The following is a 12,071-nucleotide window of genomic DNA, read 5'->3' on the forward strand; positions in this document are numbered from 1 at the left end:
GAATTTCAATCATGTTATTTAAGCTTTCCATGTCAGGCCTAAAAAGTAAGTTGCAAGATTACATTGTCTTACTTGTTGGTCTAATTGTATCTATTTCAACTTTTTATATGTTTCAAACATTAGCACTAAATAAAGCGTTCCTTGAATCCAATCCACATGCTAATACGGTTGCAATTGCATTCCAAATCGGTTCCATTTTATTAGCAATTGTAACGTTTTTCTATATTTTATATGCAAATTCTTTCTTACTATCTCTTCGCCAAAAAGAATTTGGTATGTACATGATGTTAGGGGCAAAAAAGTATAAAGTTACCTTACTTATGTTTATTGAAACAATCGTAATAGGTGCCGCATCTCTTGTAATCGGAATGGCAGTTGGTGTAGGCCTTGCAGAAGGTATTGGTCAGTTATTGATGAAGCAGTTGGAATTCTCTGGTGAAGATTATAAAGCATTTTATATTCCATCTATGACTGTTACTTGCCTCTTTTTCTTTGCACTATTTATAGTATCAGCAATCATGAATAGCATGAAGTTATCTCGTATTTCTGTATTACAACTTGTACATGCAGATGCAAAAACAGAGCGTATCGCTGTAAAAGGAAAAATGACAGGTGTAGTTGCATTCCTTGGTCTGATTTTGCTAGGGATTGGGTATGCATCACTAATCCATATAGCGCATTTACAGGGAAAAGAGCTAGTAACCGTACCTAAATTCATGGGTATTGGATTAATCACAGCAACAGTCGGTACTTACATGTTATTTGGATCACTTCTCCCAGTTATGCTTAACAAGATAAAGAGTAATAAAAAACGTCGTGAAAAAGGGCTGAATGCTTTTACTTTTGCACAATTGAATTTCCGAATTAATAGCCTAACACGAGTGCTTGCAACGGTAGCAATCCTAGTGGCCCTTGGTGCTGGTGGAATTGCGTGTGGTATGGCATTTAAAAATAACGTTCTAAAGACGACTGATAAAGAAAAAGTTTACGATTCAGTCGTTCATAATCCAACAGCGGAAGAAAAGAAAATTTTGAGTGGCATCTTATTTCAAAAGAAGTTTGAATATCGCTACAAAGTAGATAATCGGTATGTGTATTATATAAAAGAAGATGTAGAGAAAAATCGTCCTTTAGCAGAAGATAGTGAAAATAGGAAGAAGATCAAAGTTTCAGAGGAATTTCCTAAGGATGCATTTAAATTGCCAAAACAACTGTATAAACTGTATAACGATGATACGAAAACAAAACAATGGAAAGAAGCTTTCTTCACAATCCAGCCAACTTATATGTATCCTGATCATGAAATAAAAATTATAGACCAAAGCATATACGATAGTATGAAGGATAAAGAAAATACTGTGTTTATTGGAAAAACAGATGATTTTGGAGCACATTTAAAAGAATGGAAAAAACTTGATGAATTACAGGTAGCGAAATATAAAAATGTGAAAGCGGAAGAATTAGGTAGTACGTATCAAATGTATAATCTGAGTCATGGTATGGCCAGTGGATTCATGTTTATGGGCTTCTTCGTTGGAATTGCGTTCTTAGCAATGATGGCAAGTTGCCTAATGTTTAAAATTCTATCTGGCGCATCGAAAGACAGCACACGTTATCAAATGCTTCGTAAAATCGGTGTCCGTCAGGGGTTATTAACACAATCGATTTATAAAGAGCTGTTCTTCATATTCTTAGTACCGGCAATTGTGGGTATTGCTCATATATTAGTTGGTATGAACATGTTCAGTCCGCTTTTGATTGATCCGTATTTCCGAATTTGGTTGCCACTTGTCATTTTCGTAGTGATTTACTTAATTTACTACTTGATTACAGTTCAATTGTATAAAAGAATTGTACTTCCGAAAGAAAAATAGTTTTAAAAAACATACAAAATATTATACTCAAAAAAACCAGCGATATTATACACATGTACTGATATCACTGGTTTTTTATATGGATATTTGATGGCCAATTTTACAAATTATAGAAATTACAAGCTCAGTTTTACATTTTCACAACAATATTTTTGTAATATTATCTTTCTTTTCCCTCTGTTTGATTGGCTTGGAACTCCATTTTTAGCGCAATACTATCCCCTTGGAAAACGTTTTGATCTGTTCCGTTATCCTCAAATATAAACTTTATCCAAAACCAATCCATTTTCCCAGGTTTTAACCCCCCTGTTTCAGTCCACTTAGAATGAAATACTTTTTTGGAGACAATCTCTGGACTTTGCGATTTTAGTTCTGCAAGGGTTGTCTCGTATGCAGGGCTTTTTGCAGGATCCCAATCCCAAAGAAATTGTACTTTAATATGTTTACCGAAATCTTCTGTAGTATTATTTTGTTTTAAGTCGTTTACAGTATAGTCTATTTTCATCATGATATCTTTAATATCTAATGTACCACTATTTTTTAAATTGAATTTCTTTAATATTTTGTCCCCAGGTTTTAAATTTTCTAAGTTAAGTGAAGTAGTTGGTTGCATAGCTAAATCCAATGTACCTGCAGCAAATGAATTATTTGTCACCACCTGATCACTAAAATATGCATATGTTCCCCCGCCAATTAAAGACAAACCAAGAGCGGCTGTAACCACTCCAACACCTAATTTCTTTTTCAATGACATTTTTGTTCCTCCCATATCATTTTATAATTTTTCTCCCTAATCAACCGAAAAGGTCCCCTTAATTCAGATATACCATGAATTGTTAAAAAATCATATTAAAAGAATAAAATCCCTTATTGAGAAAATTATGTTATTTTTATGTTCTATAAATGAAACGTCCCAAAAATAGAAAAGGTGAATTTATAATTATTGAAAATTCTGCCAAAAAAAATATTAACTTGCTTTTATGATTAGAATTATTTATTTCTTCAGTAGTATTCTAACGCTTCAAAAGATACACCATTCGTGTATAGATAGAGTTTTACTTGAACCATGTGAGATATAAAGTTTTGCCAGCCTACATGTACATGGTCATAGTGTCCAGTTTTATCTGAACTGTGTGGGATATAAACTTATGTAACAGGACATCAATGTAGATCTGTTTCCTGTTTTGTCTAAACGTAGTGGGATTTAAAGTATTGTTACAGCGATATAACTTATGTTAACAAGGGATTTTATCTGAAATATGTGGGATATAAAATGGGGAATGAATCCTAAAGACATCAAAAAAGGAAGTATTATTTGAACTTTGCAGGATATAATTGCAAAAGTTCATAATGAAACCATAGAAATAAAGTCCTAATTAAAAGGGGCTCTATTTCTATGGTTGATACATTCAAATGTTTTATCTATCATTGGTTCATATTGAGAAACCTTACATTAGTATTACAAGTTTATAAGGTTTCTGAATATCTTGTGGCCTAGTAACAGGGAGAGTGTAAAAAGGTTCAATTGAATATTTAACAAAATCCTTATTTGAAAACAAGAGGCCCTAGAGTTAGGGCTCTAGGGCTTCTTATTTTGGTATTCTCACATGGTTTTTCAAAAAGAATAGAACATATTGAAGATATCATGTGAATGTTTCATAAATGTATCAAAAAAGTGAACAAAATTGCTATTGCAGAAGAATCAGAAATGAAGTTTCTAATATGTAAGTACGTGAAAGATATTATTTCCAGTGGATAAAATGGGCATGGGACACCTAATCATTATTTTATCGGGGGAAAAGAATATGTTATGAACTTGGTTGAATGAAAAAATGAAAATTTTACTTTAAGCGCAGTTAATGAAATATATTTTTGGGGTTATATCAATGATTGTTATCTTGATGGACACTTTAACTTTATAAAAGTCACAGAAGAAAACAAAACCATGAGGAATAGTAGGCTATAAACATTTTCAACTACCTTAAAAATCTTTTCTTGATATCCGGAGTAGGAATAAGACATTGGTTTTGTTTGCCAAACCATTTGTATCTATTTTCTGCAACTTTTTTGTAATAAAAGTTTCGAATAGGTTTTGGAATTATTAAAAGGATAAATAATAATTTACAACTTCCTTTTAAGTATTTACAAATATTCAGTATGGCATCGGATCCTGTATAAGCCCTATTATTATCAATAAATATCACACTATCTATTGTTTCGTTAATGTTGTATTGATTTAATAACTGAATGCCAATACTACTTTGGCGTGATGCAAATTTAAAATATTCTTTAGTATCTCTTTTAATAATAAACTGAACACTTTGATTACATAAGTTGCAGTCCCCATCAAAAAGTATAATTCGTGTCATTAATAATCCCTTCTAAAACGTTTATTTAATCTTTTTTATTTTAACGGAAAAGAGAATTTAAATACACTCGTTTTAAATTATTGAATTCCAAAGAACTTTTAATAAAAACGCTATTTTATTAGAAAAGGGGAATGGATATAAATTTATTAGAGCAATAAATTGAAGAAGTGATTAGTGAGGAACCGTACACTGAGGAATGGACAAAAGATTTTGATAAAAAATTTGTAAAGGTAAAGTTGGTTACCAATTGCTATGTTCGGAAACGCAATGAAGACCCAATTTTTGATGTTGATAAATGGGAAAAGGTAAAAGAACAAGGTTATTACATGGGATAAGTAAAAAGCAGCTAGCAATAGCTAACTGCTCATATAAGGAAATCGGAGAAAGATAACCATGTGTCTACAGTATTGACGGAATATTGAGTTTTATTTAGGCGGTAGAGGGAAATGGAAGAAAAAAAGTAACCAAAAGTGGTATCTATGGCATGTTACGGGTGGAACAAAGAAAAACGATGTGTAGAGTTCCAACTATTAAGAAATGAAGAGATATTTGTAATGCCAATGTATAAGAAGGATGTAAGAAGCATGGAACAATTTTTTCTGATTAATGAAAAATAACTGAACAAAATAATCTTTTTAACAGAAAATGAGGAATAAAGATGAGACAAGGAAACCGCGGAATGGCGTTTGAAAAGCTTATTAACCTATCGAATGAAATGTATCAAAAAGGGGGAGTGTATTTATAAACAAGCGCTTAACTCCTGTGAAGGTGTTAAAAAGTAAAGGTGGACGTGTACTAAATGGATTCTATAAGGCTAAAAGTACAGTAGACTATGACGGTGTGTATAAGAGACGCGCTGTAGCATTTGAAGCGAAGTCTACAGAAAATGCTAATCGTTTTGATTTAAAGAACATTGCGCAACACCAGATGGATTACTTGGAGAAAGCAGAGAAGATGGGAGCGATTTGTTTCTTACTTATTGAGTTTAGCAAGGATAAGTCAGTATTTGTAGTAACACTAACGGTGATTCAACCGTATGTAAGGATTTCTCATCAACCTTAAAGGCAAGAAGTCCATATAAAGAACAGACTTTGATATTTATGGGTATGTGGCGGTGCCCCATGCCCATCAAGCTAACATTTTGAAGTGCCCCCAAAACGAAATTTTTATCTCTCTACAGTTGTTTATGTGAATTAAGCTCGTGTTTTGCGTTTTGGGGGATAATTAGTTTTTTAACTTGATGGCGATGTGTCTGTACCCCTAATTTAAGATGATGTCGTACTTCCTCTTCAATCAGATTCGACTATACTTATTCTAACTTTCTACCTGTTAATAAACTTTACAACTGAACCCTAATTTGCAAGCTGGCGGAACAAATCGAAATATCATGCTTTCCCATCAAATAACAAACAGCAACAGTACTTTAAATTTAATTCTTAGGATATCGCTCTTTTACAAGTTCTTCGATGTTAATAGCTTTTTTAATTTCTTCTGATGATAACCAAGGTGTATATCTTGTTCCATTCTTAGTTTGTAAATATATCTGAAATTTTTTATTATATAGTTCTTCTTTAAGGATTGTGGTTACCTTGATTAAATCTTTAATTACAAGGGGATTATTTTCAAATTCATTACTACCGGTATTAATAATTAAATTCACCTTATATCCTCGGATATCCATATATTCCAAATTCGCATAAGTAATACCTTGTAATTCAAAACGATTGTTTTGAATTGCAATTAATCTCTCTTCTATTTTTGTATGATTTTTAATCCAATTTTCCAAATAAATGTCTATGGTATTGTTCATCGTTTTTTTCATTGTTAATAACAGCTCTTCTTTTGTTATCATTTTTTGCAGATTTTTAAAAGGTCCACCTAAAGATTTTCCATTATAATCCTTAATTTCAAGTTCTGTTATCTTTTTATTATTTTTCTGGATGAGTTGAAATAGAGTATATAAACGATCTAATTCTACTGATTCAAATTGGCTAAAATCAATCTCGTTACTCATTTGCAAAGTTAATAATAATTCATTAGTTGGTTTTCCTTCATCTGATCTTCTATCCTCTGACAAATATTGAAGAGTGTTATCAGTTTTAGTTTCCACGTACCCTAACTTTTTTATTTCTTCTAGAGTTGGTTGGAATTTCTGATATGCCTCATATGTTTTTTTTCCATATTTGTATTCATCACTTTTTATGGATGAATAGAAGAGACCATCTACCTCTACTCGAAATTGAATATTTTTATTATTCTTTACTTGCACAGTATGGTATGCATGTCCCATATTATTTTCATTTAAAGGGCTCATATGTGTTACAACAACATCGATTCCGTGTTTTTCTTTTATATATTTTTGTACCTCATCTTCATTAACTTGATTACAACCACTTAAAAATATGAAACATACTACTAGCAATATTACATTTTTCATGCTTTTCATATAAGCACTCCCTACGTAAGATTAATTCTTGAATATGCAGCACACTGCAAAGCACTCTTTCCTTAGTCGTATACTTCAACTTTTATATAGTGTGAATCTTAAATCATTTAAGTTCTTGACGTTCCCATCTATACTGCTTGGAACATTACTGTCTTAAAATATATAACTTATTTATTTCAAGGTCTTTCTCAGTTCTAAAAGCATATGGTTCATTGGGCAAATATCTAAATTGTACATTCATACCATGAGACCTATTTTACTATAAAATAACGAAAAAACACGCTATTCTTTCTGTAGAATCATAGGAAAGGATGGCGTGTTTTATGTCTGTTTCTGTGTCTAACGAATTACAACTATTTGCTCAAGAGATTCAAAGCTTTTTATCTCCAAATATCTTGCGAGATCTTGCTAGAGATGTTGGTTTTGTACAACGAACCAGTAAATACCAAGAAAAAGATTTAGTCGCTTTATGTGTATGGATGAGCCAAAATGTCGCTACGACTTCTTTAACTCAGTTATCTAGCTGCTTGGAAGCATCAACAGAAGTGCTCATCAGTCCTGAGGGGCTGAATCAACGATTTAATCGAGCGGCTGTCCAATTTTTACAACACCTATTAGCTGAACTACTAACCCAAAAACTGGCCTCATCTATTCCGATTTCTTCTCCATACAATTCTGTTTTCAAGCGTATTCGTATTTTAGATTCAACCGCATTTCAACTCCCAGATCCCTTTACATTCGTTTATCCAGGTGCAGGAGGATGCAGCCATACAGCTGGGATAAAAATTCAACTTGAGTATGATTTGTTAAGTGGACAGTTCCTACATATTCATACTGGCCCAGGTAAACAACATGATCGAACCTACGGTTCTCTGTGTGTCCCAAATGTGTCAGCGAATGATTTATGTATCCGAGATTTAGGTTATTTTCATTTGAAAGATCTTCAACATATACAAGATAAAAAGGCTTATTATATCTCACGTATCAAATCGAATACACGTATTTATCAAAAGAATCCTAACCCTGATTATTTTCAAGATGGCAGAATCAAGAAAAGTACAGAGTATATCCAGATAGATATGGAGGTTTTAATGAACTCTCTTCAACCAGGACAAACATGTGAAATATCCAACGCTTATGTAGGAATGACTGATAAAGTCCCAACTCGTGTGATTGTTCATCGACTAACAAAAGAACAACAACAAAAACGATTACAAGATCAAGCTGTAAGAGAAAAAAAGAAAGGAATGAAGTATTCTCCTCGTAGTAAACGACTCAGTGGTATCAATGTATATATGACAAACACCCCTACAGATATTGTCCCGATGGGACAGGTACATGACTGGTATTCTTTGCGTTGGCAAATCGAAATTTTATTTAAAACGTGGAATTCATTCTTTCAAATTCATCATTGTAAAAAGATAAAATCAGAAAGATTGGAGTGCCATTTATATGGTCAATTGATTGCCATTCTACTCTGTTCTTCTATCATGTTTCAAATGCGTCAATTGCTCCTCATGAAGAAAAAACGAGAGCTTAGTGAGTATAAAGCCATATATATGATTAAAGACTATTTTCTTCTTCTATTCCAAACTATACAAAAAAACACCCAAGAGCTATCAAGGGTGTTACTTCGCCTGTTCAACCTCCTACAGCAAAACGGGCGGAAATCTCATCGATATGAGAAAAAAACGGTCTTTGATATATTAGGTGTCGTTTACAATTGTACCCTGTCTGATAATCAAGCCGCTTAATTCAAAAAAGTGAAACCCGTTAGGGTTTATTTCGTATGCAAATCTTTCAATCACCTACACTTGCCCTTTAGAAAAAAGAAACAATCTCGTCTAAAATTGATTTTGCATAAGCTTAGCTTGATAGCGATGGGGTAGCACCACATGCTCATCAATTTAAGAAAAGTAAACATCCCAAAAATAAAAAAAGGACCTTCTTTCTCAAAATAACTAATTGTAGAGAAAGAAAATTTTTATTTAGGGGGTACTTAAAAAACTTAGTTTGATGATGATGTATGGTGATCGCTACTAGAAGGAATTGAATAAAACCTGATTTGAAATGGGAAATGAAAGCTATCATAGTTGTTATTTTTTGTTAATAGCTTTGTTGTTGATTTAAAATACTGTTAAATGTATGGAACAAACTTATTACTTAGGTTGTCTATTAAGTATACGTATAAAACAGGTGTTCATTATAGTTCGCTCATTTTATGAAAAGTGAGATGCAAGAAGAGTGATATCCGATATCCTCTTTAATTGTATCGATATGTATAACACCTAGAAAAACCATATATTCTTGAAAGAGGTTGAAAATGTATGATAGTCTTAAACAAGTTTTTTAACATTTTACATTACAAAAAGATGGTACCTTTAGTATTTCTTTCATGTGCAACGCTTATAGGCTGTTCTGATGGTAACACTCAATCTGAATCACCTAAACAAACGAAACAAACAAATCAAATCAAACAAGAAACTACTGGTAATGATTCTTTTGCTAAGCTTGAAAAAGAATTTGATGCTAAACTCGGTATTTATGCATTGGACACTGATACGAATCAAACCGTTACGTATCAATCAGATAAACGGTTTGCATACGCATCTACCCACAAAGCTTTAGCAGTGGGAGTACTTTTACAAAAGAAATCAATAGAAGATCTAAATCAAAGAGTTTTGTATACTCGTGAAGATCTTGTTAATTACAATCCAATTACAGAAAAGTATGTTGATACAGGTATGACTCTAAAAGAGCTTGCAGATGCTTCCCTTAGGTATAGTGATAATACTGCACAAAATCTTATTCTTAAACAATTAGGTGGACCTAGTGAATTCAAAAAATCATTGAGAGAAATAGGAGATACAGTTACGAATCCTGAACGTTTTGAACCAGAATTAAACGAAGTGCATCCAGGAGACGTACATGATACTAGTACCCCAAAGGCATTAGCTACTAGCCTTCAGGCTTTTGCACTAGGAGATGTACTTTCAACTGAGAAACGGGATTTATTAATAGATTGGATGAAAAGGAACACTACGGGAGACAACTTAATTCGTGCTGGAGTTCCAGGAGGATGGGAAGTAGCTGATAAGACTGGCTCAGGATCTTATGGAACCCGAAATGATATCGCAATTATTTGGCCACCAAATAAAAAGCCAATTGTTCTTGCGATACTTTCTAATCATGATAAAGAGGATGCTAAATACGATGATAAGCTTATTGCAGAAGCAACCAAGATAGTGTTAGATGCTTTAAAAGCGACAAATAAATGAAAATAGTAATTAGTTATTAAAATTTCCCCGTTTTTCCGTCACAATACTGTGACGGTCTTTTTGTGTATTTTAAAAAGAATCGACTTAAGTGAAGAAAAAAGATAGAAACAATCCCTATTGAATTTATTAATTAAGTAACAACAAATATACGCTTTATTGGATACTCATTGCATTTGAGGAGGTATGTAAGATATCATCTTTTTTAAATAAATAAATAAAACATAAAATGCTAAACGAACTATAAAAATTACACCTAAATTAAAGGAGAGTACAAAATGAATACAATCATGATTGTAGAAGATGATATGAAAATCGCTGAATTACTGGGAGCTCATATAAAAAAATATGGATACCAAAGTGTTATTATAGAGGATTTTGAAAATATCTTAGAAATATTTCAAGAGATAAAACCAGATATAGTGCTATTAGATGTAAATTTACCTAATTTTGATGGTTATTATTGGTGTCGCCAAATACGAGCAATTTCTACTTGTCCAATTGTATTTCTATCTGCAAGGAGTGGAGAGATGGATCAAGTTATGGCTTTAGAAAATGGTGGTGATGATTATATTACGAAACCTTTCTATTATGAGGTTGTAATGTCTAAAATCCGTAGTCAACTCAGAAGAGCATACGGTGAATATGCTCCTAAAGTAAAAGAACGGATAGTTGAGCAATCGGGATTATTCCTGTTCCCAGAAAGAATGGAACTTCAACTAAATGATAGGACAATTTTACTTACTAGAAAAGAAACAACTTTATTAGAAATATTGATAACGAAGTCTCCGCTCCTTGTAAAACGTGAAGTGATTTTAGAACAACTATGGGATAGCTCATATATAGACGAAAATACATTGAGTGTAAACATAGGTAGAATTAGAAGGAAATTGCAAGATTTAGGTATCGAAAACGCACTGGAAACAGTTCGTGGTGCTGGATATCGTTTACATGCTACTTGGGAGAAGGAAGGAAAGGAATAATGAAATTATTTTTACAAGAACATATTCCACTTATTTGTTATACATTTGCCCAATTGCTTATTATTCTTTTTATATATTGGTTTGATGGTTATCCACATATTTTGACAGCATTATATTCTGTATTTTTGGGTGTTTTTTTATTAATGGGTTATTTAATATATCGCTTTTATAGCCATCGTTCATTCTACAAGCGCCTATCAACACCAATGGAAGGTTTAAATGAATCAATAAAAGATAGTGATTTGACTCCCTTATCAATGGCCTTAGAAACATTACTACAAACTCAATATCAATATTATCAAAACCAATTAAAAAAATGGGAACGAAAACAACAAGAACAAATGACTTTTATGAATCAATGGGTTCATCAAATGAAAACACCTCTTTCTATTATTGAGTTAATTACACAAGATGCAGATGAATCTCGATTTGACAGTATTAATGAAGAAACGGAAAGAATCAAAAAAGGATTAGAAATGGTCTTATATGTTGCTCGTTTGGAAACATTTGAACAGGATTTTCATGTGGACAGATTGAAGTTATTGGAAATGATTGATTCTGCTATTCATGAAAATAAACGTCTATTTATACGTAGTTATGTGTATCCAGAGGTAAAAGTAGATCCAAATCTTATCGTAGAAACAGATAAGAAATGGTTTCGATTTATACTCAATCAAGTACTGTCAAATGCAATTAAATATTCATCAAGTAAGCAAGAAAAAGTAATAGTATCGGCGTGTTCAAAAGGACGAGCAATTATTTTGGAAGTAAAAGATCATGGGGTTGGTATTCCTACTGCTGATTTACCACGTGTTTTCAATCCATTTTATACTGGAGGAAATGGCAGGAAATTTAAAGAGTCTACGGGAATGGGATTATATCTTGTTAAAGAAGTATGTGAAAAATTAAATCATAAGATTGAGCTAGAATCTGAGGTAGGTAAGGGAACAAAAGTTAGAATCATATTCCCGTATGCATCTCGTTAACCGATGAAAGGTATACTTTTCATCGGTTTTTCTTTTGAATCTTACAAACTTGTTAGATAACTGTTAGGGAAATCGATATGAGACATACTATATATAGGTTACACTTCATGTATCGAAAAGAGAAATGGAAGGTGAAAT

8 protein-coding genes and 1 pseudogene are annotated in these 12,071 nt (G+C 32.5%); 6 read left to right on the forward strand and 3 right to left on the reverse strand.

From position 1 onward, the window contains the following. The first annotated feature begins 11 nt into the window (after positions 1-11). Entirely contained in the window at positions 12-1,874 is a 1,863-nt protein-coding gene (locus ACUN13_RS26835) for an FtsX-like permease family protein (protein ID WP_089172265.1), read from the forward strand. 160 nt (positions 1,875-2,034) lie between these two features. On the opposite strand, the gene ACUN13_RS26840 is transcribed toward ACUN13_RS26835, so the two are convergent. Continuing rightward, positions 2,035-2,628, reverse strand: a complete 594-nt coding sequence (locus tag ACUN13_RS26840) for a TasA family protein (protein ID WP_086422709.1) — start codon at positions 2,626-2,628, stop codon at positions 2,035-2,037. A 1,222-nt stretch (positions 2,629-3,850) separates the two neighbouring features. Continuing rightward, complete coding sequence (locus ACUN13_RS26845) at positions 3,851-4,243, reverse strand: thiol-disulfide oxidoreductase DCC family protein (RefSeq protein ID WP_322371566.1); 393 nt, start codon at positions 4,241-4,243, stop codon at positions 3,851-3,853. A gap of 658 nt (positions 4,244-4,901) precedes the next feature. Here ACUN13_RS26845 and ACUN13_RS26850 point away from each other — a divergent pair. Beyond that, positions 4,902-5,321: pseudogene (locus tag ACUN13_RS26850) on the forward strand (Holliday junction resolvase RecU); the annotation flags it as partial. A 351-nt stretch (positions 5,322-5,672) separates the two neighbouring features. On the opposite strand, the gene ACUN13_RS26855 reads toward ACUN13_RS26850, so the two are convergent. Further along, positions 5,673-6,689, reverse strand: coding sequence for a hypothetical protein (locus ACUN13_RS26855; protein WP_322371567.1), 1,017 nt, complete (start codon positions 6,687-6,689; stop codon positions 5,673-5,675). Between the two features lie 323 nt (positions 6,690-7,012). Here ACUN13_RS26855 and ACUN13_RS26860 point away from each other — a divergent pair, with 323 nt between their 5' ends. The 4 genes from ACUN13_RS26860 (at position 7,013) to ACUN13_RS26875 (ending at position 11,933) form a co-directional block, all read left to right on the forward strand. Continuing rightward, positions 7,013-8,443, forward strand: a complete 1,431-nt coding sequence (locus ACUN13_RS26860; protein ID WP_341723412.1) for an IS4 family transposase — start codon at positions 7,013-7,015, stop codon at positions 8,441-8,443. A gap of 573 nt (positions 8,444-9,016) precedes the next feature. Then, entirely contained in the window at positions 9,017-9,967 is a 951-nt protein-coding gene (gene bla, locus ACUN13_RS26865; protein ID WP_341723395.1) for a class A beta-lactamase, read from the forward strand. A 275-nt stretch (positions 9,968-10,242) separates the two neighbouring features. Next, a complete protein-coding gene (locus ACUN13_RS26870; RefSeq protein ID WP_445424038.1) occupies positions 10,243-10,947 on the forward strand; it encodes a response regulator in 705 nt (234 codons plus the stop codon). Then, on the forward strand, positions 10,947-11,933 hold the full coding sequence (locus ACUN13_RS26875) for a sensor histidine kinase (protein ID WP_341723383.1): 987 nt from the start codon (positions 10,947-10,949) through the stop codon (positions 11,931-11,933). The genes ACUN13_RS26870 and ACUN13_RS26875 overlap by 1 nt, the downstream gene beginning before the upstream one ends. Positions 11,934-12,071 lie beyond the last annotated feature (138 nt).

Source organism: Bacillus cereus group sp. Bce041 (genome assembly GCF_052646455.1).